Origin of the sequence: Catellatospora sichuanensis, assembly GCF_007483665.1 — a bacterium.
Lineage (GTDB): Bacteria > Actinomycetota > Actinomycetes > Mycobacteriales > Micromonosporaceae > Catellatospora > Catellatospora sichuanensis.
The window spans coordinates 287036-312335 of the sequence record NZ_VIQO01000013.1 but is presented as its reverse complement, the minus strand read 5'-3'; the positions used below and the strand labels follow the sequence as shown (position 1 = coordinate 312335).

Here is a 25300-nt window from a genome sequence, read left to right as displayed (position 1 = left end):
TCCTCACTCTCAGCGTATGGACCGCTCACTCCGGGAGGCGTTGAATCCGAAATTACTTCTCGTTGTTGACGACCTCTGGATGCAGAAGTACGTAGTTACCCAGTTTGTCGTTCTTCGCGGCCCGGAACATGTCCCGGGTGGCGTCGTCGAGGCCCTCACCCTGGTACTTGCCGTTCACCATGATGCTCTTGTAGGTGCCCGCGTTGGTCTTGAGCAGCACCAGGTCCGCCCCGGCCATGTCCTTCATGGTGAACATGAAGTCGGTGACGCCCATCCCCTTGGGCAGGCTCAGCAGCAGCGATTTGCCGACGGCCGCGATCAGCTTGTTGACCTTGCCGAAGTCGGTGAGCACCCCGGCGGAGCCGGCCTTCTTCGCCATCGCCTTGATCAGCTGCTGCTGGTGGCGCTGGCGGCCGTAGTCGCCGGACCCGTCCGGCAGGTAACGCTGGCGGGCGTAGTCCAGGGCCTCCCAGCCCCGCATGTTCCGGCAGCCCGGCTTGTGCAGGACACGCGGTCTACCGGTGCGCCGGGCGTAGCTGTCCGCCTCGTGGTCGTCCGCGATGCCGCCGACGTAGGTCGGCTTGCCCTTGACGACGAAGTGGTGGATCGACTCGGTCGGCGCCTCCACGCACATCGGGACGGTGCCGAGTGCCTCGATGAACGTCTTGAACCCGCCGAAATCGATGACCGCTGCCGCCTGGAACACCATGCCGCCGGTCAGCTTGGAGATGGACTTGGCCGCGGACTTCAGCCCGCCCCGCCAGTCGCCGTTGGCGCCCAGGCCGTTCGTGAACGCGCCGTTGATCTTCTGCTGGGAGCCGGGGATGTTCACGTCGCGCGGCACCGACATCAGGTATGCCTGGTCGTGGTTCTGCGACACGTGCAGGATCAGGATGGTGTCGGAGCGGGCATCGCTCGCCTTCTGGCCGACGCGTGTGTCGATGCCCAGCAGCAGGATGTTGAAGGCGCCGGCGAATTCCTTACCGGTCGGCTCGGCAGGCTCGGCCGAGGCCTCCGGGTCCACGAGCTCGTCGCTGCCGGACACCTGGATGTTGCCCTCGAGGTTGCCGACGACCGTCTTGACTCCGATGAGCGCCGCCCCGGAGACCATCATCAGCAGCGCGCCGAAGGTGATCGCCAGCTTGGCCGACAGCGGGGCCCCGCGTTTCTTCTTGCGTTTCCTGCTCTCGGTGCCAGGAGGGTCCGTGTCGGCGCCCCGTCGGGGGCGCTGTCGCGGCACCTGGCCTTGCTGCTCGTCTCTGTCCAGCGTCGATGTCGCCACGCGACTCCCCAGGTCCGGTGCGTTGTGTTGGTCGCCCTCAACGTGGCGCTGTTACTTCTCCCTGTTGACGAACTCCGGGTTGAGCAGGATGAACTGCCCGAGAGTGTCGTTCTTGGCAGCCCGGAACATCTGCATCGTGCTGGAGCTGAGCGCCTCGCCGCCGCTGCCCGAGCTGTTGTACCAGCCCGCGTTCGTCTTCAGCAGCACGAGGTCGGCACCGGCCAGGTCCTTCAGGGAGAACATGAAGTCGATCAGCGGCACCTTGTGCGTGTCCAGGATCATGGACTCGCCGACGGCCTTCATCAAGGCGTTGATCTTGTTGAGGTCGGTGAGCACGCCGCTCGAGCTGGCCTTCTTCGCCATCGCCTTGATCAGCTGCTGCTGGTGGCGCTGGCGGCCGTAGTCGCCGTCATCGAGGGACTTGCGGATGCGTGAGTAGTCCAGGGCCTCCCAGCCCGGCTTCTCCTTGCAGCCCTTCTTGTGCAGGAACTCCTTGCCGATCAGGCCGAGTCTGTGCTCCACGGACTTGCTGTCGCTGCCCGAGCCGGGAACGTACTCCGGCTTGCCGTTGATCATGAAGTAGTGGCTGGACTTGGTGTCTTCCTCGACGCAGACGTTCACCGTGCCCAGAGCGTCGATGATCTTCTTGAAGCCGCCGAAGTCGATGACGGCCGCGCCGTCGAAGGTGACGCCGGTCAGCTTGGTGACCGTCTTCGCGGTCAGGGCCAGCCCGCCGGACCGGCCGCCACCGTTCTGCGCACCGAAGTAGAAGGCTGCGTTGATCTTGTCGCTGCCGCCGCCGTACTTCGTCTTCGGGTTGGCCGGGATGTCGACCTGGGTGTCGCGCGGGATCGACATCAGGTAGGCCTGGTCGTGCGTGGCCGGGATGTGCAGCAGCAGGACGGTGTCCGCGCGGGCGTTGTTCACATCCTGGGTGGCACGCGTGTCGATGCCGAGCAGCAGCATGTCGATCGGACCCTTGAGGTCGCTGCCCGCGGGGCCGGTGTCGGCCTTGCCCGCGTCGCCCAGGACGTCGACCACCGAGACGTTCTCCGTCAGGTTGCCCTCGAAGGACTTGACGCCGACGATCGCGCCGCCGGCCACCATCATCAGCAGGGCGCCGAAGGTCAGCGTCAACTTCGCCCAGAGCGGGGCGGCGCGCTTCGACTTCTTCTTGCCCCTGCCCTTGCCCTTGCCCTTGGCCTTGCTCAGGGAGTGCCCGGCCTTCTTGCCGGAGGGTTCGTCGTAGCCATCCGCATAGGGGTCCGCAGGCTGTCGGCGGCTCCGCTGGCTGGGCACGGTGTTCTTCGCACCGCCTCGCCGCTGCTTGTTCGCCACGCGTCCCCCCGGGGGTCTGGTTAGCCGTAGACCGGGCCACTGTAATGGCTCGGTCTACGGCACCGCGAGGCTGCATAGACCAAATCGGATGGATTTAGACCGATTTGCGAGAAATTTTCATGGCTAATTATTGACGGATGGTGACGGCGGCGGGCTGACGTTGGCCTCGTACCACTGCTTCATGGCGTCCCTGCCGACGGCCTCGTAGAGGGCGATGGCCTTCTCCTTGTCCGAGACGACCACGCTCTCCCCGCCGACCATCTGGCTGCCCTTGTGCGGGCTGGTCAGGAAGATCAGATCCTCGCTGCGGATGCCGCGGAACTGGATCGCCATGTCGATCAGCTTGAACTCCTGATCGACCGTGACCGCGTTGGTGACGGCCCCGAGGAAGTCGTTGAGCTTGCCCGGGCTGGTCAGGATGCCGCCGCTGGCGGCCTTGTCCAGCAGTGCCTTGAGCAGTTGCTGCTGGTGGCGCATGCGGGCGAAGTCGCCGTCCGGGAACTGCTTGCGCTGGCGTGCGTAGTCCAGCGCCTCCGCGCCGTTGAGGTGCATGGTGCCCTTGGTGAAGGTGCGCTTGGGCTTGTGGATCGAGGTGATGGTCTTCTCGATCTTCATGTCGACGCCGCCGACCGCGTCGACCACCTCGGTGAAGCCGCCGAAGTCGATCAGCATCACGTGGTCCATCCGGACCGATGCGTAGCACTCGATCGTCTTCACCAGCAGTGGCATGCCGCCGAACGCGTACGCGGCGTTCAGCTTCGCCTTGCGGGTGCCGCAATCGCTCGCGGAGGCGTCCTTCGGGATGTAGACGTGCAGATCCCGAGGCAGCGAGATGAGGTAGGCCCGGTCCTGGGAGGACGGGATGTGCATGATGATCATGGTGTCGGTGCGCCACTGGCCGCCCTGGTCGGTGGGCGCGTCCGGGTCCCGCGAGTCGCTGCCCACCAGCAGGATGTTCTGGCTGCCGTTGACCGTCTTGGGCGGCCGGCCGCCGGTGAGCGCCGAGAACGGGTCGGTGCGGGAGAGGTCGCCCTCCACGCTCTTGGCGTAGATCCACGCGCCGCCCAGGCCGAGGCCGCCGCACAGCGCCAGCGCGATCACGGCCACCAGCGCGATCCGGCCCCACTTGGGCTGGACCTTCTTCTTGGCGGAGCCGTAGGTGCTGCCTGTGCCGGCCACGGGCACCCGCGCCGAGCCGCCGCCGCGCCCGCGCGACGAGGAGGACGAGGGCCGCGCCGAGCCCGACGGCCCGGACGGCACCGCAGCCCGCCCGCTCGTGGCCCGCGCTGCCGACCCGCGGACCGCCGCCTTGTCGTCGGATGCCGAGCCGCCGGCAGCGGAGCTGCCGTAGACGCGGGTGGACGGGGTGCTCTTGTCGGTGCCCGAGGAGCCGCTGACTGACGGGTACGGGCCGGTGGGGAGGTCGGCGAAGCCGCCCGGGGGTGGCGTCACCGAGGCGCGGCCGACCGAAGCCCGGCCGGTCGGGCGCTGTACGGGCTTGGCCGGAGCGGTCGAGGACGCGTCCTCGACTCCGGCGTCCCCAGCCTGGGGGGTGGCCTCGGGTTCGTCAGGCGTCTGCTGGGACATGAGAACCAGCGTACGAGGCGTCTGCGACAACGTCCGGGTACGCGATGATCGTGGCGCGGCAGGTCACAGGCAGGTTGCCTCGCGATCCGCCTTGATCACGACAGTGTCGTGTACCTGCCACGGTAGTGCAGCAGCGGAGGCACGGCGTCACCGAGCGTGATCTCCACCAGGCTGGCCTCGATCAACAGCCCCCAGCCGAACGGCCGGGTGTCGTCGAGCCGACAGCCGGCCCAGCTGACCGTGCCCGCCGGGATCGGCCCGAACGGCGTCTGCGTCCAGGACTCCTGCTTGAACAGGCCACCCGGCGCGGGCATCAGCCCGGCGAACCGGTCGGCCAGCTGCCGGTGCGGCTCGCCGAGCGGCGTCACCGCGAACACGCCCGCCCGCTCGATCGCCGGCCACAGCTCCGACTCGTCGTCGACGATGCCCAGCAGCCGTCCCGGGTCGCCGTCGGCCACCAGCGTCGACGACACCGTCAGCCCGGCCGGCCCCGGGGCGGTCCACAGGCACACCGTCATGCCGAAACGACCCCGCAGCCGGCGCACGTTGCTGCGCGCCGACTCCGGGGTCGCGAACGGATCACTGTCATGGATCATGACGCAGGATCAGGTCCAGGCAAGAAGCATGGCCTCGGGGTCGGTGAGGAAGGCGCCGATGTCCCGGAGGAACTTCGAGCCCAGCTCGCCGTCGATGATGCGGTGGTCGAACGAGAGGCCCAGCGTGGTGACCTGGCGGAGCTTGACCTTGCCCTTGTGCGCCCACGGGGTCTCCCGTACGGCGCCGAAGGCCAGGATCGCGGCCTCGCCCGGGGGCAGGATCGGGGTGCCGGTGTCCACGCCGAACACGCCCACGTTGGTGATCGTGAACGTGCCGCCGGACATCGCCGACGGCGACGTCTTGCCCGACTTCGCCGTCGCCACCAGGTCGGTCATCGCGTCGGCCAGCTCCCGCAGGGACATCCGCCCCGCGTCGGCGATGTTCGGCACGATGAGGCCGCGCTCGGTGGCCGCGGCGATGCCCAGGTTCACGTAGTCCTTGACCACGATCTCCTGCGCCGCCTCGTCCCAGGACGAGTTGACCATCGGGTGGCGCTTCGCCGCCAGCAGCACCGCCTTGGCGACCAGCAGCAGCGGTGAGACGCGTACGTCACGCCACTCCCGGTCGGCCCGCAGCCGCTCCAGCGCCTTCATCGACCGCGTCATGTCGACCGTCAGGAACTCGGTGACGTGCGGAGCCGTGAAGGCCGACGCGACCATGTTGGCCGCCGTGAGCTTGCGTACCCCCTTGATGGGGACACGGGTCTCGCGCGCGCCCGGCGTCATGACCACCTGCGCGCTCGGCGCGGCGGCCGGGGCCGCCAGCGCGGCCTGCACGTCGTCGCGGGTGATCGAGCCCTGCGGGCCGGTGCCCGTCAGCGTGGACAGGTCCACGCCGAGGGTGCGGGCCAGCATCCGGACCGGCGGCTTGGCCAGCACGCCGTGCCCGTTGGCGGCCGGAGCCGCCGGAGCGACCTGGGCCGCCGGAGCGGGCGCGACCGGAACCGGCGCGGGGGCCGGTGCCGCCACGGGAGCGGCGGTCGCGGCCGCAGGCGCGTCCTTGCGGGCCCGGCGCTTGGCCGCGGTGACCCGCGGACCGTAGCCGACCAGCACCGCGGTGCGGCCGGACGCCGTGGTCTCGCCGATCAGCCCGCCGGTCGCCTCCGCGGCCTTCTCGGCCTGCGCGGCGGCACCCTGGGACATGTCGTCGGCGACCGGCGCGGACGGGCCGCCGGTGTCGATCGAGATGATCGGGGAGCCGACCTCGACCACCGTGCCCTCGGGCACGAAGATCTTCACGACGGTGCCGGCCCACTTCGCCGGGATCTCGACCGCCGCCTTGGCGGTCTCCACCTCGACGATGGGCTGGTTCAGTTCGATGACGTCGCCCTCGGCGACGAGCCACTTGAGGATCTCGCCCTCGGTGAGACCCTCACCGAGGTCGGGCAGGGGGAACTGGTTGATCGCCATATTCAGCCCCCTCAGAACCCGAAGGAACGGTCGACGGCCTCGAGCACGCGGTCCAGGTCGGGCAGGAACTCCTCCTCCACCCGGGAGGCCGGGTAGGGGATGTCGTAGCCGGTGACCCGCAGCACGGGGGCCTCCAGGGAGTAGAAGCACTCCTCGGAGATCCGCGCGGCGACCTCGGCGCCCAGGCCGATGTTGCCCGGGGCCTCGTGCACGACCACGGCCCGGCCGGTCTTGCGGACCGACTCGAACACCGGGGCCATGTCCAGCGGGGACAGCGAGCGCAGGTCGATGACCTCGAGGTTGCGGCCGTCCTCGGCCGCCGCGGTCGCGGCATCCAGGCAGGTGCGCACCATCGGGCCGTACGCCAGCAGCGTCGCGTCGGCGCCGGAGCGCAGCACGCGCGAGCTGTGCAGGGGGTACGCGGAGGACAGGCTCGCGGCCGTGTCGACCTCGCCCTTCTCCCAGTAGCGCCGCTTCGGCTCGAAGAAGATGATCGGGTCGTCGCTGGCGATGGCCTGCTGGATCATCCAGTACGCGTCGGACGGGTTGCTGCAGGCCACGACCTTCAGGCCGGCGGTGTGCGAGAAGTACGCCTCGGGCGATTCCGAGTGGTGCTCCACCGCGCCGATGCCGCCGCCGAACGGGATCCGGATGACCATGGGCAGCTTGACCTTGCCCTGGGACCGGTAGTGGAACTTCGCGACCTGGCACACGATCTGGTCGTACGCCGGGTAGACGAAGCCGTCGAACTGGATCTCGACGACCGGCCGGTAGCCGCGCAGCGCCAGGCCGATCGCGGTGCCGACGATGCCGGCCTCGGCCAGCGGGGTGTCGATGACGCGCTCGTCGCCGAAGTCCTTCTGCAGGCCGTCGGTGATGCGGAACACGCCGCCGAGCTTGCCGACGTCCTCGCCCATGATGAGGACCTTGCTGTCGTCCTCCATCGCGCGGCGCAGGCCCAGGTTGAGCGACTTGCCGAGGGTAAGCGTCTCCATGATCAGTGGCTCCCCTCGAACGAGGCGTGGTAGGACTCGAACTCGGCGCGCTGCTTGTCGATCAGCGGCGAGCCGTTGGGGTAGACGTGGTCGAACATCGTCACCGGGTCGGGGTCGGGCATCGACAGCACCCGCTCGCGCAGGGCGACCGCCTCGACCTTGGCCTGCTCGTCGACGGCGGCGAAGAACGCCTCGTCGGCGATGCCCTGCTTCTCCAGCAGCTTGCGCATGCGTACGACCGGGTCCTTCGCCTGCCACGCCTCGACCTCACTGGCCACGCGGTAGCGGGTCGGGTCGTCGGAGGTGGTGTGCGCGCCCATGCGGTACGTGTACGCCTCGATCAGGGTCGGGCCCTGGCCGTGGCGGGCGTTGTCCAGCGCCGCGCGGGTCACCGCGTACGTCGCCAGCACGTCGTTGCCGTCCACCCGGATACCGGGGAAGCCGAAGCCGGACGCGCGCTGGTACAGCGGGATGCGGGTCTGGCGCTCCAGCGGCTCGGAGATCGCGTACTGGTTGTTCTGGCAGAAGAACACGATCGGCGCGTTGTACACGCTGCCGAAGATGAACGCCTCGTTGACGTCGCCCTGGCTGGTCGCGCCGTCGCCGAAGTAGGCGATGACGGCCTCGCTGGTCTCGTCGTCGTCGCCGACCTTGCCGTCCTTGACGATGCCCATCGCGTAGCCGGTCGCGTGCAGGGTCTGCGCGCCGATGACGATCGTGTACATGTTGAACCGGTGTGCCACCGGGTCCCAGCCGCCCTGGTCGACACCGCGGAACAGGCCCAGCGGCATGATCGGGTCGATGTTGCGGCAGTACAGGACGCCGTGCTCCCGGTACGTCGGGAAGGCCATGTCCTGCTTGCGCAGCGCACGACCGGAGCCGACCTGTGCCGCCTCCTGGCCGAGCAGGCTGGCCCAGATGCCCAGCTCGCCCTGACGCTGCAGCGCGGTCGCCTCGGCGTCGAGCTTGCGCACCGTGACCAGGTCGCGGTACAGGCCGCGCAGCTCGTCATCGGTGAAGTCGACGGAGTAGTCGGGGTGTGAGACTCGCTCGCCCTCAGGGGTGAGGAGCTGTACGAACTCCGGCTCGGGGGGCCCCGAGCGCTTGCCGCCGCGGCGTGGTGCCGCGCGCTCGACTCTGGTCATCCGTGTTCTCCCTGTCAGTGGTGCGTCGGCGACGGGGTGTGCCTGCCGCGCATCGGGTGGCGCACGTCGTGTCCCTCGTGGGGCGAAGACGCCTGGTTGCGGCAGTAGTGGACCGGAGTACGCGGTGACCACGGCCACGCTGCCGCCTGGCCCCCATACTGCCGTATCGGTGGCGGCAGTCACAGGCCGGGCAGGTGATATTGGCAACCGTCGGCGGAAAAACCTGGGTCTACGAATACCCCAAATACCCGGATCATGGCAATGGTTGGGGCATTCTGGGCGAATTCCCCCCCGTGCCCTAGGAGCACTCCGATGCCCGACGACAATTTCCTGGAAGATCTGTTCGGCTCCCCGCCACCGCCGCCACCGCCCCCCGCGGTGCCGGCCGCGTTTCGGACCCCGTTCCCCCAGTCCCCCCGCCGTTCCCCGTCCCGCCGGTACGGCCTCCTGGTCACGCTGCTGGTCGGGATCACCGCCGTACCGACCTGGATCGTGCTGCGGGCCGGCGTCGAGGGCGTCGACCCCGACTTCGGCGCGCGGCTGGCCGGGCCCGTCCAGCCGTTCGTGGTCCCCGGCGACCACCTCGCCCAGGCCCCGTTCCGGCTACCCGAGCGCCCGCTCCGGCCCGCCCCGCAGAACGACCCCGGGCTGGCCCAGCCCGGCGCTGCGGGCCCCCCGGCGGACGAGGACGACGACCGGCCCGACAACCACGCCGACCCCGTGCTCGAACGCCGGCGGCCGGTGACCCTGCCGGTTCGCCCGATCTGGCGCCCCAGGACCGGCATCCCGGTGCCGCCGCGCCCTGCCCCGCCCGCCGGCGGCCCGTCCTCGCCCGGCGAGCCGTCCGCACCAGGCAGCCCTGCCTTCCCCGGCGGGCCTTCGTTCCCGGGCGGACCCTCGTTCCCGGGCGGACCCTCGTTCCCCGGTGCACCGTCTCTTCCGGGTGCACCGTCTTTCCCGGGTGGGCCGTCCGTTCCCGGCGGGCCGTGGCATCCGGATGGGTCCGGTCGACCGGGCGGACACGGCTGGCCTGGCTGGCCGGGGCGTCCCAGCGGACATCACGGGCCGCGCCCGGGCGTCGACCCGTGCGAACGGCCTAAGGCCGGTGTGCGGCCGGGTTCGGCACTGGCCCTGCCCCAACGGCCGGCCAAGCCGGCGGCCCGCCGTCCGTCCGGCCCCGATCTGGGGCCGACGGCCCGGCAGAGTCGGCCGACCTGGCGGGCCTCGGCTGACCTGGGCCTGTCCACCCGGCGGGGTCCGCTGACGTCCCGGGCTTCTGCGGACTCGGGCTCGGCGGCCCGGCGGAGCCCACTGACGTCACGGGCTTCCGCCGACTCGGCGTCGTTGGCCAGGCACGTGGTCGGGAACGTAGCCGGGCCGACCGGCCGCCGCGCACCGACCGCCTCGGACGGCCACCACCGGCCTGCACCCGCGAAGGACGGCCACCACCGGCCTGCACCTGCGAAGGACGGCCACCACCGGCCTGCACCTGCGAAGGACGGCCACCACCGGCCTGCACCTGCGAAGGACGGCCACCACCGGCCTGCACCTGCGAAGGACGGCCACCGTGTGGAGGTGCGCCGACCGGAGATCCGCCGACCGGAGGTGCGGCGACCGGAGGTGCGGCGCCCGGCCGTGCGACAGGCCGAAGCGCGCCGGACGGCGACGAGTGGCGGCGACGGCTCGAGCAAGCGTCACCACGAACGCAGGGCGAAGGTGCAACGCAAAGAGCACGGCGCGAAGCTCAAGTCGCACCGCGCCAAGTCCGAGGCCCGTCACCACGACGCGCATCGCCGCCACCGCTGACCACCGGCACGGGCCGCTTCCCCGAAGATCCGTTTTTGTGGACGCTGACGGTTGCCCTGGCAGCATCAGGCGTCCACAAAAACGGATCTTGCCGTATCCGGGGCGCCGCTTGGCGCCGTTTACGGGAAAGCGCGGCATCGTGCCGCGAACGCCGGGTGCCGATGCGCCGCCTGCGGCGGATGATCGCTGTTTCGGGTCGATTCGTGAGGTCAGACCTCAGGTTTCGACCCGAGACGGCGATCATCGGATTCCACCGCGCCCACCAGATCAGGTCAGCGTGGTACGGGTGCGTTCGTAGGCGGCGAGGGCGCGGCGGACCGGCTCGACGACGTATCGCAGGGCGACCTTGTCGATCTCGGCGCGCAGCACGATCTCGGTCTTCGCGTCGGCGCGCTTCTTGCCGCCGGGCAGCCACACCCGGCGCGGGCGCTGGGCGTCGGCGAACGCGACGGCCTGCCCCAGGGCGGCCGGCAGCTCGTGCAGGCGGGACCGGGCGGCCTGGGTGACCGCCTTCGCCCAGGGGCCGGGCAGGCCGACCGCGGCACTGCCGGCGTACGCCTGGACGGCCTGCTCGATGCGGGCGCCGTCGGTGCCTGCCGAGGACAGCCCGCGGACCAGCGGGTTGATCGACGGCGGGCTGGCCGGGCCGCCGACGAACTTGGACAGGTCGGCGATGCTCGCGGTCAGGTCGCGGTCGACGGACTCCTCGGCGAGGGTGCCGCGCAGGATGATCGGTTCGAGCAGCGCGCGCAGCGCGGATACGCCGGAGTGGCCCCGCGGCGAGCGTTCGGCGACGAACGGACCCGGCTTCGGTTTGATCGGGCCGCGCTTGGTCGGCGGGAGTGCGGGCACCTCGCCGGTGGCCGACGTCGGCACCAGCGGCACCTTCGACAGGCCGCCCTCGTCGAGCAGCTGGCGCAGGTCGGCGCCGACCTGGGGCAGCTGCGCGGGCTGCAGGCGGTCGGTCTGGTTGAGCGCCACGATCAGGCCGTCCCGCGAGCTGGCGAGCTGGCGCAGGTAACCCTCGTGCACCAGCTGGTCGCCGTACTTCTGCGGGTCGCAGATCCAGATGACCACATCGACCAGGTGCAGCAGCCGGTCGACCTCGGCGCGGTGGCGCGGCTCGACGGAGTCGACGTCGGGCAGGTCGAGCAGGATCATGCCGCGCAGGCCGACCTCGTCGTTGGCGTCCAGCGCCGACTCCCGGGTGAACCGGCGGCGCGAGGAGACGCCGAGCCAGTCCAGCAGCTCGTCGGCGAAGGTGAGGCTGCCCCAGACGCAGGCGTACGGCTCGGAGGTGGTCGGGCGCAGGATGCCCGCGGGCGACCGGTCGATCGTGGTGAACGCGTTGAACATGCTGGACTTGCCGCTGCCGGTGGTGCCGGCCAGCGCGATGGTGGTGAAGCCGCGGGCCAGCCGCAGCCGGTCGGCGGAGCGTTCTGCCACCGTGCGCGCGTTCTCCAGCGCCGGCTCACCGGCGAGGTGCTCGCCCGCGAGGTCGACGAACTGCTGGACCATGTCGAGCTTGGTGGTGACGGACTCACTGCCGGGGGTGGAGTGGGTCACTGGTCCCTCCTCACGCTCTCCTCAGCCGACGCGGTGCCGACCTGAACCCTCGTCGCCCGCGGGAGCGGCCGTCCGGTGTCATCTTGACTCGGCAAGTTTCGCACTCGCGGTCTTGTCGAGGAACTCCCAGATCGGGGTGACCACTCGGTCCGAGAGCATGCCCTGCCGGTCGAGCGCCGATTCGGCCACCACGAACAGTGGCACCGGTTCGCCGAGCAACTGGGTGAGGTGCGGCAGGATCTCGTCCGCCGCCTCGGTGGGCAGCCGGTTGAGGATCACCGCCAGGTCGACCCGGCGTTGCTGCGCGGCCCTCAGGTGCCGCCACGCCTCGGCGTCAGCGTAGCGGCTCGCGGTCGTCACGAAGATCCAGAGGTCGGCCTCTTCGAACACGGCCTCGGTGACCGACCGGTTCGTCTGGTCGACGGCGTTGAGGTCCGGCGCGTCGACGATGGCGACGTGCGAGGGCAGCGCGGGGGCGGCGATCGGGAGCAGCCCGGCCACGTGGGTCGCGGCCACGCTGCGCGGGTGGCAGACGAGGGTGGGCTTGCGGGTGGTGGGGCGAAGGATGCCGGTGGCGCTCACGGGTGACCGGACCAGGCTGTTCACCAGCGTGGACTTGCCCGCGCCGGTCGGCCCGCCGACCACCACGAGCAGAGGGCCGGTCCGCGCCGCACCCTCCTCGGTTACTCGTTGGTCATACACAGGGGAAGCGTAAGCGGAAATGGGACAACTCACTAGGACACCGTCAAACTTGAGTGTGACCGACTCAACCTTTCGCTTGACACTTCCCGGTCTCATGTCAGTATTGAGCCGTCCGGACTCAACTTGAATCTGCGGCGACCTTGATCTTGGAGGAACACGAAAATGGCACGTGCGGTCGGCATCGACCTGGGTACGACCAACTCCTGTATGGCCGTGCTCGAGGGTGGCGAACCCACCGTCATCGCGAACGCCGAGGGCTCCCGCACGACGCCCTCGATCGTGGCGTTCGCCAAGAACGGTGAGGTGCTCGTCGGTGAGGTGGCCAAGCGCCAGGCGGTGACGAACCCGGACCGGACGATCCGGTCCGTGAAGCGTGAGGTCGGCACCAACTGGACCGTCGACATCGACGGCAAGAAGTACACGCCGCAGGAGATCTCCGCGCGTGTGCTGCAGAAGCTCAAGCGCGACGCCGAGGCCTACCTGGGCGAGACGGTGACCGACGTCGTCATCACCGTCCCGGCGTACTTCAACGACGCGCAGCGCACCGCGACGAAGGAGGCCGGTGAGATCGCCGGCTTCAACGTGCTGCGCATCGTCAACGAGCCCACCGCGGCCGCGCTGGCGTACGGGCTCGACAAGGGCAGCAAGGAGCAGACCGTCCTGGTCTTCGACCTCGGCGGCGGCACGTTCGACGTCTCGCTGCTGGAGCTGGCCGAGGGTGTCGTCGAGGTCAAGTCGACCTCCGGTGACAACCACCTCGGTGGCGACGACTGGGACGAGCGCATCATCGAGCACCTGGTGAAGACCTTCCGCGGCCAGTACGGCGTGGACCTGGGCGCCGACAAGATGGCCATGCAGCGCCTCAAGGAGGCCGCGGAGAAGGCCAAGATCGAGCTGTCGGCCGCCAACACCACCGGCATCAACCTGCCGTACATCACGGCCGGCGCCGAGGGCCCGCTGCACCTGGACGTCACGCTCACCCGGGCCGAGTTCCAGCGCATGACCCAGGACCTGCTGGACCGCTGCAAGGCGCCGTTCGAGCAGGCGATCAAGGACGCGGGCGTGAAGCTGTCCGACGTCGAGCACGTCATCCTGGTGGGCGGTTCCACCCGCATGCCCGCGGTGACCGAGCTGGTCAAGCAGCTCACCGGCAAGGAGCCCAACAAGGGCGTCAACCCGGACGAGGTCGTCGCCGTCGGCGCCGCGCTGCAGGCCGGTGTGCTCAAGGGTGAGGTCAAGGACGTCCTCCTGCTGGACGTGACCCCGCTGAGCCTGGGCATCGAGACCAAGGGCGGCATCATGCACCGCCTGGTGGAGCGGAACACCACCATCCCGACCAAGCGCTCCGAGGTCTACACCACCGCGGACGACAACCAGCCCTCCGTGCTCATCCAGGTCTTCCAGGGCGAGCGCGAGATGGCGGCGTACAACAAGAAGCTCGGCACCTTCGAGCTGACCGGCATCGCGCCGGCCCCGCGCGGCGTGCCGAAGATCGAGGTCACCTTCGACATCGACGCCAACGGCATCGTGCACGTCTCGGCGAAGGACCTCGGCACCGGCAAGGAGCAGTCGATGACGATCACCGGCGGCTCGTCGCTGCCGAAGGACGACATCGAGCGCATGCGCCGCGACGCCGAGGAGCACGCGGACGAGGACCGCCGCCGCCGCGAGGAGGCCGAGACCCGCAACGTGGCCGAGGCGCTGCAGTGGCAGACCGAGAAGTTCCTGGCCGAGAGCGGCGACAAGCTGCCCGCCGACGCCAAGGAGAGCATCAACGACGCGCTGAGCGAGCTGCGCAGCGCGCTCGCGGGCACCGACCTGGAGAAGATCAAGTCGGCGCACGAGAAGCTCGCCCAGGTCTCCCAGGCGGCCGGTTCCGCGCTCTACGGCCAGGCCGACGGCCAGGCCGCGGCCGGCGCGGGCCAGCAGCAGGGCCCGGCGGCCGGTGGCCGCGAGGATGACGACGTCGTGGATGCGGAGATCATCGACGACGAGGGCAAGAAGTGACCGGAGCAGCCCAGGGTGCCTCGCCGGCGGAGGAGCAGCCTCCCGCCGGCGAGCGCATCGTGATCAAGAACAAGCGCAAGATCAGCCCGAGCGGAGCGACCATGTCCGAGCAGCCGGCGACGCCGGCCGCCCCGGCGGCCGGCACCGAACAGCCCTCCGCGGTGCAGGAGACCCCTGCCCCGGAGAGCACCGAACAGAATCCGACCCCGGACGTCACCGACCAGGCCGTTGGGGAGCAGGACACCGTCGAGGTGTCGGCCGTCCCGCAGCCGACGGAGGCGCCGGCCGAGGCCGGGCCGGACGAAGAGGCGGTCGAGGGCGAGGTCGTCGAGGACGAGCCCGTCGTCACGGCCGCACCCGAGGCCGAGGCGGCACCCGCGGCACTCGGCGCGGAACTCGCGCAGCTGCGGTCCGCGCTCGAGGAGCGCACCGCGGACCTGCAGCGGGTGACCGCCGAGTACGCCAACTACCGCAAGCGGGTGGAGCGCGACCGTACGGTCTCCGCCGAACTCGCCACCGGTCAGGTGCTGTCGGCGCTGCTGCCGGTGCTGGACGACCTCGACCGGGCGCGCGAGCACGGCGACCTGAGCGGGCCGTTCGGCGCGGTGGCCGACCAGATCGGCGCGGTGGTGGCGAAGTTCGGTCTGACCGCGTTCGGCGAAAAGGGCGACGCCTTCGACCCGAACCGGCACGAGGCGGTGGCGCACCTGCCGTCCGCCGACGTCACCGAGCCGACGTGCATCGACGTGATGCGCCGCGGCTACCTGCTGGGCGAGCGGCTGCTGCGCCCCGCGATGGTGGCCGTGGCCGCACCAGAGTGACACCATGACCGGGGCTCTCTCCCCGCCCCGGATCCGGGTGCGGGGAGAGAGCTTCGATCACGACAGGGGGAGGGGGACGGATGAGCTCGAAAGACTGGCTGGAGAAGGACTTCTACGCCGTGCTCGGAGTGGCCAAGGACACCACTTCCAGCGAGATCAAGAAGGCGTACCGCAGACTCGCTCGTGAGCTGCATCCCGACCACAACCCCGGCAACGCCGCCGCGGAGGAGCGCTTCAAGGCGGTGTCCGAGGCGTACGACGTGCTGTCGGACGAGAACCGGCGGCGCGAGTACGACGAGATGCGCTCGCTGTTCGAGGCTGGCGCGTTCCGGCGCAGTGCCCGCGGCGCGGGCGGCCAGCACTTCGACGTGAACGACCTGTTCGGCCAGGGCGGCGGCCGCTCCGGCCCGGACCAGCGGTTCGGCGGCGCGAGCTTCTCCGACCTGTTCGGCTCGATCTTCTCCGGCGGGGCCGGTACCGGGGCTCCGGCCCGCCCGGCCCGCGGCCGCGACGTCGAGGCCGAGATCTTCCTGGACTTCGCCGACGCCGTGCAGGGCACCACCCAGCCGCTGACGCTGCGCACGCTGGGTGTGTGCGACACCTGCCACGGCGACGGGGCCAAGCCGGGCACCCGCCCGCGCGCCTGCCCGCACTGCCAGGGCACCGGCGTGGTCAACCGCAACCAGGGCGCGTTCGGCTTCTCCGAGGCCTGCCGCGACTGCCAGGGCGTGGGCACGGTCGTCGACCAGAAGTGCCCGGAGTGCCACGGCACCGGCGGGGTGACCAAGACCCGCACGCTGACCGTACGCATCCCGGCGGGCGTCTCCGACGGGCAGCGCATCCGGCTGGCCGGGCGGGGCGAGCCGGGCGAGCGCGGTGGCGCCCCCGGCGACCTCTACATCCGCGCGATCGTGCGCCCGGACGCGATGTTCGGCCGCAACGGCGACGACCTGACCGTCACCGTTCCGGTCACGTTCGCCGAGTCGGTGCTCGGCGCGGAGGTCCGGGTGCCCACTTTGGACGGCATGATGAAGGTCAAGGTGCCCGCCGGCACGCCCAGCGGGCGGCTGTTGCGGGTGCGGGGCAAGGGTGTGCCCAAACGTGATGGCCACAGCGGGGATCTGCTGGTTACCGTGGAGATAGTGGTGCCGCAGCAGCTCTCCGAGGAAGCCCGGGAGGCGTTGGTGCGCTTCACCGAGCTGGCCCCGCCGGTGCGGCGGGACCACCTGGAACGGAGGTGATCCACAGTGGATGAACAGGCGAAGGTGCTGCTCATCTCGGTGGCCGCGCAGCTTGCCGGCATGCACCCGCAGACGTTGCGGCAGTACGACCGGATGGGTCTGGTCGAGCCGGGCCGCTCCGCGGGCGGCGGACGCCGCTACAGCCTGCGCGACGTCGAGTTGCTGCGTGAGATCCAGCGGCTGAGCCAGGAGGAGGGCGTCAGCCTGGCCGGCGTCAAGCGGATCATCGACCTGGAACGGCTGGTGCTGGAGTTGCGCGAGCGGCTGGAGCAGGCTCAGCAGCAGCTTGCGTATGCCGAGCGGCGGCTGGCGCAGTTGGAGACCATCTCCGCGTTCCCGCGTACGGATCTCCTGCCGAGCACCCGCACCTCGACCGCGCTCGTGGTCTGGCGGCCGCGTTCCAGCGAAGGCTGAGTAGGACCCGTCTCCGGCCGGTATCCTCGATATCGGATCAGTCCGAATTGTCGGACTGGACCGGAGGGGGATGAAATGGGCATGTTGGACAAGGCCAAGGACGCCCTGGGCATCGACGACAAGGCGGACCAGGCCTCGGACAAGGCCAAGCAGATGCAGGACAAGGCCAAGGCGACCGTCGACAAGGCCGGTGACGCCGTCGACGACAAGACCGGCGGCAAGCACTCCGGTCACGTCGACAAGGCCCAGGACATGACCAAAGACGCGATCGACAAGATGAACAAGAAATAGGTCGTATCGCGCCACGGCTCCCCGCGGTCAGGTGCCGCGGGGAGCCGTGTGTGCGAGGTCAGGTGCTTTTACTGCAGGCGGCGCGAGTGCCGGACGAGGCCGCCCTCGCACCAGTCGTGGTAGTCGAACAGTCCGGGACGGGCCAGCAGCACGCGGGTGTTGTGGGCCCAGATCGCCATCTGCTCGTCGCCCTCCTCCTCGGCCTCCTCGACCAGCTTGCGCAGCTTGCGTCGAGGGTGGGCCTTGAAGCCGGTGCGGATCGCGTCGGCGGCATAGATGTAGAGGCAGTGCATGGCGAAGCGGCGGGCCGGGCAGCTGGTGTCCATCGCCAGGTCGAACAGGGTCGCGATGAGCCGGTCACCGGAGACGAGCAGGTCCCAGTCCGGAGGCATGGCGGTGAGCGGCACGGAGTCCGGCGCGTAGGCCCAGGTGCGCAACTCGTTGGGGGTGGGGTCGACCGGGTTGGCGAATCCTCGGAACACCGCCGGGGGAGCGCTCATCGTTATCTCCTCCGCTGTGAAGACGCGGGATTGTGGAAGACGCGGCCAAATTCAGCGGCGCTGCTGCCGCGACACGCTAGCGCGCCCGCCCAGGTCAAGGGAAGGTCACCGCAAGTACTTTCATCAACCTGTTACGCATTGCGACCAACCCGGCACGGCCGATGGGCGTCGGCGGGCGGCGGCGCGCTCGCATCGACCGTTACGGCGTGCCGTCTTCGGGAACCGCTCCGCCTGCTCAGGGCTCGACCGGGTATGACTTCCACCAGCGTGAATCGCTTCGCGGGCCGGGTGCGTCCGCTGCTCGTCCTGACGCTCGGGCTCGCGCTGGCCGCGGCGTGCACCCCGCGCCCGCAGGCGCCCGCCTCGCCGCCGGCCGCGGCGGTGTCCGGCGCAGCCGCTTCGCCGCCCGCGCGGGCCACAGTGACCGAGCGGGCGGCCGACGTCGGCGTGCCGCCGGATTACCACCCGTTCGTCGAGTTCGCCGATGCCCGCCGCGGCTACGCGGTCTTCACCGACTGCGCCGGCGGCAGTCCTTGCCGGGGCCGCCTGTTCGCGACCGCGGACGCCGGGGCCACCTGGCAGGCCCGGCCGATGCCGCTGGCAGAGGACAAGAGCATCCAGCTGTACGTGGTCGGCCCGCAGCAGATCATGATCTGGGGCGAGACGGTCGATGGCTACCACCTGTCCCGCGACGGTGGACGCACCTTCGCCTTCAGCCGCACCGTGCCGGCCGACTACCAGGCGGCCACCGGGGTGCGCTACGGCGTGGACTTCGCCGCGAACGAGCCGGTGCTGCGCGACTGGCAGACCGGTGAGCCGGTGCCGCTGCCCGACGGCCACCAGGCTGCGGGTGCGGTGGCCACGCCCGACGGCGCGATCTGGCTGAGCAGGTTCGAGCCGACGAAGGAGACCGCACGCAGCATCGACGGCGGGCGCACCTGGCAGCGGCTGGTCGTGCCGGAACAGCCCGGCCGCAAGCTGTGGATGCTGTCCGTGCGGATCTCCCCCACCGGCGACGCGTGGCTGGTCGGCGAGCAGGACATGATGTCCTCCGGCGGCGGCACCTCGCTGCTGCGCGGCTCGGTGCTCAAGGCGACCGGGCTGCCGCTGATCTGGCAGCTGGTGGACGGCGCCTGGCGGCCCCGCCCGATCGAGGGCCTGCGCGAGCAGCCGAACGCGATGTACACGGTGGCCCCGGCCGGAGACGGGATGCTCGCCATCGCAGGGCCGGACGCCGTCGGCTATCTCGCCGACCGCTACGTCGAGATCCCGGGTACGCCCCGGCTGGACTGGGTGGCCGAGTTGCCCGACGGCACGCTGTTCGCCCGGCAGGATCAGTACGGCGAGTTCTATCTGGGCACCGGCCGCGGCTGGCAGCGCGAATGGGTGAAGGTCACACTGCGGTAGCCGGCGGACAGGTCCCTCCAGACTGGCCCGGACAAGTTGAGTGCAGTAGGCTCAACTTTGGTTCGGAGACCATCAGCCGAGGGAGCGTATGGACACTCAGCGTCTGACCACGAAGAGCCGCGAGGTCATCACGGAAGCGGCGGCGACGGCGCAGCAGCGGGGCCACGCCACGGTCGAGACGTGGCACCTGCTGCTGACATTGCTCGACACCGGCGGGTCCACCGCCGCCGGGCTGCTGCGCGCCGTGGGCGCGAACCCCGCCGACGTACGCCGGGCCGCCGCGCGCGCGGTCGAGCAGCTGCCGACGGCACGGGGATCGAGCGTGGCCGAGCCGAGCCTGTCCCGGGAACTGGTCAACGCGATCAACGCGGCCGAGCAGATCGCCCGCCCGATCGGCGACGAGTACGTCTCCACCGAGCACCTGCTGGCGGGTCTGGCCCGGGTCGGCGGCGCGGTGGGCAAGGCGCTCAAGCAGGCCGGCGCGACCGAGGAGGCCCTGGTCGCGGCGTTCCCGCAGATCCGTGGCGGCGACCGCCGGGTCACCAGCCCCGACCCCGAGCAGCAGTACCAGGCGCTGGAGAAGTACGGCGTGGACCTGACCGCGCGGGCGCGCGACGGCAAGGTCGACCCGGTGATCGGCCGCGACGCCGAGATCCGCCGCGTGATCCAGGTGCTCTCCCGGCGTACCAAGAACAATCCGGTCCTGATCGGAGAGCCCGGCGTCGGCAAGACGGCGATCGTGGAGGGCCTGGCCCAGCGCATCGTGGCCGGGGACGTGCCGGAGTCGTTGCGGGACAAGAAGCTGGTCAGCCTCGACCTCGGCGCGATGGTCGCCGGGGCGCAGTATCGCGGCCAGTTCGAGGAGCGGCTCAAGAGCGTGCTGGAGGAGATCAAGGGCAGCAACGGCCAGGTGATCACCTTCCTCGACGAGCTGCACACCGTGGTCGGCGCGGGCAAGGGCGAGGGCTCGATGGACGCTGGCAACATGCTCAAGCCCATGCTGGCCCGCGGTGAGCTGCGCATGGTCGGCGCGACCACGTTGGACGAATACCGCGACAACATCGAGAAGGACCCGGCGCTGGAGCGCCGCTTCCAGCCGGTGGTGGTCGGCGAGCCCACCGTCGAGGACACCATCGGCATCCTGCGCGGGCTCAAGGAACGCTACGAGGTGCACCACGGTGTGCGCATCACCGACGGCGCGCTGGTCGCCGCGGCGGGGCTGTCCGACCGCTACATCGCCGACCGCTTCCTGCCCGACAAGGCGATCGACCTGGTGGACGAGGCCGCCTCCCGGCTGCGCATGGAGATCGACTCCCGGCCCACCGAGGTCGACGAGATCGAGCGCCAGGTGCGCCGCCTGGAGATCGAGGAGATGGCGCTGGCCAAGGAGCCCGACCCGGCGTCCGCGGAGCGGCTGAGCAAGCTGCGCGCCGAACTCGCCGACAAGCGCGAGCACATGGCGGCGCTGTCCGACCGCTGGCGCAACGAGAAGCAGCACATCCAGGCGATCTCGGCGGCCAAGGAACAGCTGGAGGAGCTGCGCAACCAGGCCGACCGGGCCGAGCGCGACCTCGACCTGGGCCGCGCCTCGGAGCTGCGCTACGGGCGCATCCCGGCGCTGGAGCGCGAGCAGAGCCGGGCCGAGGGCGAGCTGGCCGCGCTGCAGACCAACGGCGCGATGCTCAAGGAGGAGGTCGGCGCCAACGACATCGCCGAGGTCGTCGCCGCCTGGACCGGTATCCCGGCGGGCCGCCTGATGGAGGGCGAGACCGAGAAGCTGCTGCGCATGGAGCAGTCGCTCGGCTCGCGCGTGATCGGCCAGGTGGAAGCCGTCGGCGCGGTCTCCGACGCGGTGCGCCGGGCGCGCACCGGCGTGGCCGACCCGGACCGGCCCACCGGCTCCTTCCTCTTCCTCGGGCCGACCGGTGTCGGCAAGACCGAGCTGGGCAAGGCCCTGGCCGAGTTCCTCTTCGACGACGAGCGGGCCATGGTCCGCATCGACATGAGCGAGTACGCCGAGAAGCACTCCGTGGCCCGGCTGGTCGGTGCCCCGCCCGGCTACGTCGGCTACGAGGAGGGCGGCCAGCTCACCGAGGCGGTGCGCCGCCGGCCCTACTCGGTGGTGCTGCTGGACGAGGTGGAGAAGGCCCACCCGGACGTGTTCGACGTGCTGCTGCAGGTGCTCGACGACGGCCGGCTCACCGACGGGCAGGGCCGCACGGTGGACTTCCGCAACGCGATCCTGATCCTCACCTCGAACCTGGGTTCGCACGCGCTCACCGACCCGACGCTGAACGAGCAGCAGCGCTCCGACGCGGTGATGGCGATGGTGCGCACGCACTTCAAGCCGGAGTTCCTGAACCGGCTCGACGACATCGTGGTGTTCCACGCGCTGACCCAGGACGAGCTGACCTACATCGTCGACATCCAGCTGGGCCGGCTGCGCCGGAGGCTGGCCGACCGCCGGCTCAGCCTCGAGGTCTCCGACGTGGCCCGCAAGTGGCTGGCCAGCCACGGCTACGACCCGGTGTACGGCGCCCGCCCGCTGCGGCGGCTGGTGCAGTCGGCCATCGGCGACAAACTGGCCAAGGCGCTGCTCGCCGGCGAGATCCGCGACGGCGACACGGTGCTGATCGATCGTGACGGAGACGCGCTGAAGCTGGCCTGACCAGGAGATACGTGGGGCGACAGGAGTGGTCGCGAGCCGGTCCCCGGCCGGCCGTGACCACCCTCGTCGCCCCGGACGGGCGGCGCACCTCCTCCTGAGGGGTGAGCACCGATCGCTCTGAGGTCGCAGGCGCGCGTGGCGGTCGGCGATTACGGTGTGCTGCATGTCGTACACGCCACCTCCGAGCGGTTACCTCGTTCCCGCCGCGCCGGGCTCCGGCCCGCGTCCGAGCACGGTCTCCCTGTCCGCCCTGCTGCTCTACGTCATCTCGGCCGTGCTGGTGATCAGTTCGGCGATCTCCGTGTACACGTTCGCGTCAATGCCCGACGGCGTCATCGAGGACATCTACCGGGATGCGGGGATGGACTCCAGCCTCGCGGAGACCAGCGCCGCCGCCGCGTCGATCGGCTCCTACGCCGGGGCGGCCGTCTACGTGCTGCTCGCCGTGCTCTTCGTGGTGCTCGGCCTGTTCGTGGGCCGGGGCAAGCAGTGGGCCCGGATCACCACCTGGGTGCTGGCCGGCATCGGCCTGTGCTGCGTCGGGTTCGGTCTGGCGTTCCAGTCGGTCGGCAGCAGCTTCGGCACGTCCAACACCGGTGGCATCGACCAGGCGGAGGTGACCGAACGGCTCGCCGCGGCCATGCCGTCCTGGTCCGCCGTGGTGAGCACGGGGCTGAGCGTGGTGCTCCTGCTGTCGATGCTGGCTGTGATCATCATGCTGGCGCTGCCGCCGTCGAACGCGTACTTCCGCAAGCCGGCACCGGAGTGGACGCCGCCGGCGTACCCGACCGTCTGACCTGCGTTCTCACGGGGCCGGTGCGATACGCGCCGGCCCCGTGGTCTGTCGGGGATATCCCCAATCAGGCACATATTCCCTGGTAGTGCGGGTAACTTCCGATCTGGAGCAATCTTCGGGCCGCATCGGGGGTACGCAATGTCGCAATCCGCGTCGTTTCCGGTGGAGCCGGTGTCCCCGGCCGGCCCCAACCCACTGTCCGGCCGACCGGCGGTGGTCACCGCGGCGGCCGCGATCCTCGGCCTGCTCGCCCTACTCAACCTGGTGAACGCGCTGCTGCATCTCGCCGCGATCGGCGGCGTGCTCAACCGGTTCCGGGTGCGGGCCGTGCTGGCGGGCGTGAACCCGGCCGACATGAGCGCCCTGGAGAACAGCCTCAAGGTCGCGCTCGTGGTCAGCGCCCTCATCCTGGTGGTCGCCGCGATCATCCTGCTCGCCCTGGCCTGGGGCGTCTGGCAGGGCAACCGGGCGGCCCGCATCCTCACCTGGATCGCCTGCGGCCTCGGCGTCCTGCTGGCCTGCTGCGGCATCTCCGGTGCGGTCAGCCTGGGCTCCGGCAACGTGACCGTGCAGGGTGGTGGCGACCCCTCGGTGACCCGCGGTGCGCAGGCCCTCGTCGACTCCTTCCCCGGCTGGTGGGCCGGGCTGTCCGGACTCTCCTCGGCGGCCCAGGTTCTCGGCTACATTGCCACTGCGGTGCTGCTCGCCCTCCCGGCTGCGAACGAGTTCTTCAGCCGGACGCGGTCGCTGCCGCCGGGCCCCGACACCCCCGCGGTGCCCCCGCCGACGACCGCCTGAGGTGAGCCGATGTCCTCCTCCTCCGCCAGCACCGCCATGCCCGCCGCCGCGGCGGCACCCGAGACCACGCCGGAACCCGCGGGTGAGCGGCGCACCGCGCTGGTGACCGGCGCGACCGCCGGAATCGGGCGCGCGTTCGCGGTCCGCCTCGCCGCGGACGGGTGGGACGTGGTGCTCGTCGCCCGGGACGCCGGCCGGCTGGCCGACTTCTCCGAGGCGCTGAGCAGGACATACGGCGTGCAGGCGAGTGTCATCTCGGCGGATCTGGCCACCACGGAGGGTTGTGGGCTGGTGGAGGAGCGGCTGCGCGACACCGCCCGCCCGGTGGATCTGCTGGTGAACAACGCGGGGTTGTCGCTGAACACGCCGTTCCTGAAATCCACTGTGGAGCAGGAACTGCACCTGCTGGCCGTGAACGTGCAGGCGGTGATGCGGCTGACACACGCGGCGCTGCCCGTGATGGCGGCGCGCGGCCGCGGAGATGTCATCAATGTCTCATCGGTGGCCGGGTTCGGCGCGGCGATGCCTGGTAGCACCTATCCGGCGAGTAAGGCGTGGGTCACCAATTTCAGCGAATCGGTGGCGCTCTCGGTGGCACATCGCGGAGTGCGGGTGATGGCCCTGTGCCCGGGATTCACCCGTACGGAGTTCCACGACCGGGCCGGAATCAACATGACGAAGACACCGGAGTGGCTGTGGCTGCAGGCCCCCCAGGTGGTCTCCGACAGCCTGCGTGACCTGCGGCGGGGCCGCACGGTGAGCATCCCGAGCTGGAAATACAAGGTGCTGGTGGGTTTCATGCGGCACACGCCCACCCGGTTGCTGCGGCGGCTCGCACGCGGGGCGCGGGTGCGCACCGGCCGGGACACCGAAGCCGACAGCTGATGAGTGTGGGGAGGTCAACGCACCCCCCTAGATCGAGCTCTCAGGATCGGCGGGTAGTGTCCCAGCCATGTCCGACCGCGACGACCTGCGTAAATTCATCACTGACCTCGCGGTGGTTCGGGGAAAGGTGGTCCTGTCCTCGGGACAGGAGGCCGACTACTACGTCGACCTCCGCCGGATCACCCTGCACCACGCTGCTGCGCCCCTGGTCGGGCGCGTGCTGAACGAACTGACCGCGGACTGGGACTTCGACGCCGTGGGCGGTCTCACGCTCGGCGCCGATCCGGTCGCCGCCGCCATGTTGCACACCTCGTCGCGTCCGCTGGACGCGTTCGTGGTGCGCAAGGAGGGCAAGGCGCACGGGCTCCAGCGTCGCATCGAAGGACCCGAGGTGGCCGGCCGCCGCGTGCTCGCTGTCGAGGACACCTCGACTACTGGCGGTAGTGTTCTTGCCGCTATTGATGCACTGCGGGAGGCGGGTGCCGAGGTCATCGGTGTTGCGGTTATTGTCGATCGAGGCGCGGGCGATACGGTGCGTGCTGCCGGACTGTCGTACCGAGCCGCCTATACGTTGGCGGACCTTGGCCTGTCGGCCTAACGGAACTCCGATCCGTACCTGCTAATATGTAGGTGGATCGATGCTGTTGTTGGAAGGAAGAAATCACGTGGGAACAGCTCTGGTGGAAACCCCGCTGCCTCAAATCTCGCCCCTCGCTGGTGAGCCGATCGAGCGTGCCGACGCGGAGCGCCTCGCCGGCGTCCTCAAGGCGCTGGCCGACCCGGCCCGTCTCCGGCTGCTCAGCCTTATCCAGTCTGCCCCCGAGGGCGAGGCGTGTGTTTGTGACCTGACCGCTCCGCTGGGCCTGTCCCAGCCGACTGTCAGCCACCACCTGCGCATCCTCACCGAGGCGGGCCTGCTCAACCGTGACAAGCGCGGTGTGTGGGCCTACTACAGCCTGGTGCCGTCCGCCATCGCCACCGTCGCCGCGCTGCTGCCGCCCCCGCGCACGCGCGCGACCAAGAAGGCTCGCTGACCCTGGCAAGG

The 25300-nt window shown here is 70.4% G+C and carries 23 protein-coding genes; 13 read left to right on the top strand and 10 right to left on the bottom strand.

Going from position 1 to position 25300, the window contains the following annotated elements:
* Positions 1 to 52 precede the first annotated feature (52 nt).
* From FLL47_RS26440 to pdhA, 7 genes are all read right to left on the bottom strand, one after another.
* The gene (locus FLL47_RS26440) at positions 53 to 1282 is read right to left on the bottom strand and encodes an LCP family protein (protein ID WP_144123285.1); all 1230 of its coding nucleotides are present in this window, start codon (positions 1280 to 1282) and stop codon (positions 53 to 55) included.
* Between the two features lie 51 nt (positions 1283 to 1333).
* Positions 1334 to 2620: an LCP family protein gene (locus tag FLL47_RS26435; RefSeq protein ID WP_246158618.1), complete on the bottom strand. Its 1287-nt coding sequence runs from the start codon at positions 2618 to 2620 to the stop codon at positions 1334 to 1336.
* 123 nt (positions 2621 to 2743) lie between these two features.
* Positions 2744 to 4207 carry an LCP family protein gene (locus FLL47_RS26430; RefSeq protein WP_144123283.1) on the bottom strand — a complete coding sequence of 488 codons (1464 nt, stop codon included), beginning with the start codon at positions 4205 to 4207 and terminating at the stop codon, positions 2744 to 2746.
* Positions 4208 to 4302: 95 nt separating this feature from the next.
* Positions 4303 to 4803 (bottom strand): flavin reductase family protein, encoded by a 501-nt coding sequence (locus FLL47_RS26425; RefSeq protein WP_144123281.1) that lies wholly within the window; start codon positions 4801 to 4803, stop codon positions 4303 to 4305.
* A 9-nt stretch (positions 4804 to 4812) separates the two neighbouring features.
* Positions 4813 to 6213, bottom strand: coding sequence for a dihydrolipoamide acetyltransferase family protein (locus FLL47_RS26420; RefSeq protein WP_144123279.1), 1401 nt, complete (start codon positions 6211 to 6213; stop codon positions 4813 to 4815).
* A gap of 11 nt (positions 6214 to 6224) precedes the next feature.
* Positions 6225 to 7214 (bottom strand): alpha-ketoacid dehydrogenase subunit beta, encoded by a 990-nt coding sequence (locus FLL47_RS26415; RefSeq protein ID WP_144123435.1) that lies wholly within the window; start codon positions 7212 to 7214, stop codon positions 6225 to 6227.
* The gene (gene pdhA, locus FLL47_RS26410) at positions 7211 to 8353 is read right to left on the bottom strand and encodes a pyruvate dehydrogenase (acetyl-transferring) E1 component subunit alpha (protein WP_144123277.1); all 1143 of its coding nucleotides are present in this window, start codon (positions 8351 to 8353) and stop codon (positions 7211 to 7213) included. Before pdhA ends, FLL47_RS26415 begins: the two co-directional genes overlap by 4 nt.
* Positions 8354 to 9922: 1569 nt before the next feature.
* Between pdhA and FLL47_RS26400 the strand changes: the two genes are divergently transcribed.
* The gene (locus FLL47_RS26400) at positions 9923 to 10159 is read left to right on the top strand and encodes a hypothetical protein (protein WP_144123275.1); all 237 of its coding nucleotides are present in this window, start codon (positions 9923 to 9925) and stop codon (positions 10157 to 10159) included.
* A 267-nt stretch (positions 10160 to 10426) separates the two neighbouring features.
* Here FLL47_RS26400 and FLL47_RS26395 read toward each other — a convergent pair whose 3' ends face one another.
* Both FLL47_RS26395 and FLL47_RS26390 read right to left on the bottom strand, forming a co-directional pair.
* Positions 10427 to 11725 (bottom strand): P-loop NTPase family protein, encoded by a 1299-nt coding sequence (locus tag FLL47_RS26395; protein ID WP_144123273.1) that lies wholly within the window; start codon positions 11723 to 11725, stop codon positions 10427 to 10429.
* A 78-nt stretch (positions 11726 to 11803) separates the two neighbouring features.
* Complete coding sequence (locus FLL47_RS26390) at positions 11804 to 12427, bottom strand: GTPase (protein ID WP_186315914.1); 624 nt, start codon at positions 12425 to 12427, stop codon at positions 11804 to 11806.
* A 162-nt stretch (positions 12428 to 12589) separates the two neighbouring features.
* On the opposite strand from FLL47_RS26390, the gene dnaK reads away from it, so the two are divergent.
* The 5 genes from dnaK to FLL47_RS26365 all read left to right on the top strand — a co-directional run bounded on the left by dnaK (position 12590) and on the right by FLL47_RS26365 (position 17201).
* Positions 12590 to 14434, top strand: coding sequence for a molecular chaperone DnaK (dnaK, locus tag FLL47_RS26385; protein WP_144123268.1), 1845 nt, complete (start codon positions 12590 to 12592; stop codon positions 14432 to 14434).
* Entirely contained in the window at positions 14431 to 15255 is an 825-nt protein-coding gene (gene grpE, locus FLL47_RS26380) for a nucleotide exchange factor GrpE (protein ID WP_246158615.1), read from the top strand. The genes dnaK and grpE overlap by 4 nt, the downstream gene beginning before the upstream one ends.
* An 80-nt stretch (positions 15256 to 15335) precedes the next feature.
* Entirely contained in the window at positions 15336 to 16496 is a 1161-nt protein-coding gene (gene dnaJ / locus FLL47_RS26375; protein ID WP_144123266.1) for a molecular chaperone DnaJ, read from the top strand.
* Positions 16497 to 16502: 6 nt separating this feature from the next.
* Complete coding sequence (locus FLL47_RS26370; protein WP_144123264.1) at positions 16503 to 16910, top strand: heat shock protein transcriptional repressor HspR; 408 nt, start codon at positions 16503 to 16505, stop codon at positions 16908 to 16910.
* A 75-nt stretch (positions 16911 to 16985) separates the two neighbouring features.
* Entirely contained in the window at positions 16986 to 17201 is a 216-nt protein-coding gene (locus FLL47_RS26365; RefSeq protein WP_144123262.1) for an antitoxin, read from the top strand.
* Positions 17202 to 17269: 68 nt separating this feature from the next.
* Here the strand turns inward: FLL47_RS26365 and FLL47_RS26360 are convergent, their stop codons facing one another.
* The gene (locus FLL47_RS26360; protein ID WP_144123260.1) at positions 17270 to 17701 is read right to left on the bottom strand and encodes a hypothetical protein; all 432 of its coding nucleotides are present in this window, start codon (positions 17699 to 17701) and stop codon (positions 17270 to 17272) included.
* 267 nt (positions 17702 to 17968) lie between these two features.
* Between FLL47_RS26360 and FLL47_RS26355 the strand changes: the two genes are divergently transcribed.
* The 7 genes from FLL47_RS26355 (at position 17969) to FLL47_RS26325 (ending at position 25289) form a co-directional block, all read left to right on the top strand.
* Positions 17969 to 19108 carry a beta propeller repeat protein gene (locus FLL47_RS26355; RefSeq protein WP_144123258.1) on the top strand — a complete coding sequence of 380 codons (1140 nt, stop codon included), beginning with the start codon at positions 17969 to 17971 and terminating at the stop codon, positions 19106 to 19108.
* An 88-nt stretch (positions 19109 to 19196) separates the two neighbouring features.
* The gene (gene clpB, locus FLL47_RS26350; RefSeq protein WP_144123256.1) at positions 19197 to 21776 is read left to right on the top strand and encodes an ATP-dependent chaperone ClpB; all 2580 of its coding nucleotides are present in this window, start codon (positions 19197 to 19199) and stop codon (positions 21774 to 21776) included.
* A 163-nt stretch (positions 21777 to 21939) separates the two neighbouring features.
* On the top strand, positions 21940 to 22572 hold the full coding sequence (locus FLL47_RS26345) for a hypothetical protein (protein WP_144123254.1): 633 nt from the start codon (positions 21940 to 21942) through the stop codon (positions 22570 to 22572).
* Between the two features lie 138 nt (positions 22573 to 22710).
* Positions 22711 to 23370, top strand: coding sequence for a hypothetical protein (locus FLL47_RS26340; RefSeq protein WP_144123252.1), 660 nt, complete (start codon positions 22711 to 22713; stop codon positions 23368 to 23370).
* Positions 23371 to 23406: 36 nt separating this feature from the next.
* Complete coding sequence (locus tag FLL47_RS26335; protein ID WP_144123429.1) at positions 23407 to 24255, top strand: SDR family NAD(P)-dependent oxidoreductase; 849 nt, start codon at positions 23407 to 23409, stop codon at positions 24253 to 24255.
* A gap of 67 nt (positions 24256 to 24322) precedes the next feature.
* The gene (pyrE, locus tag FLL47_RS26330; protein WP_144123250.1) at positions 24323 to 24853 is read left to right on the top strand and encodes an orotate phosphoribosyltransferase; all 531 of its coding nucleotides are present in this window, start codon (positions 24323 to 24325) and stop codon (positions 24851 to 24853) included.
* A gap of 40 nt (positions 24854 to 24893) precedes the next feature.
* Positions 24894 to 25289, top strand: coding sequence for an ArsR/SmtB family transcription factor (locus FLL47_RS26325; protein WP_144123248.1), 396 nt, complete (start codon positions 24894 to 24896; stop codon positions 25287 to 25289).
* Positions 25290 to 25300 lie beyond the last annotated feature (11 nt).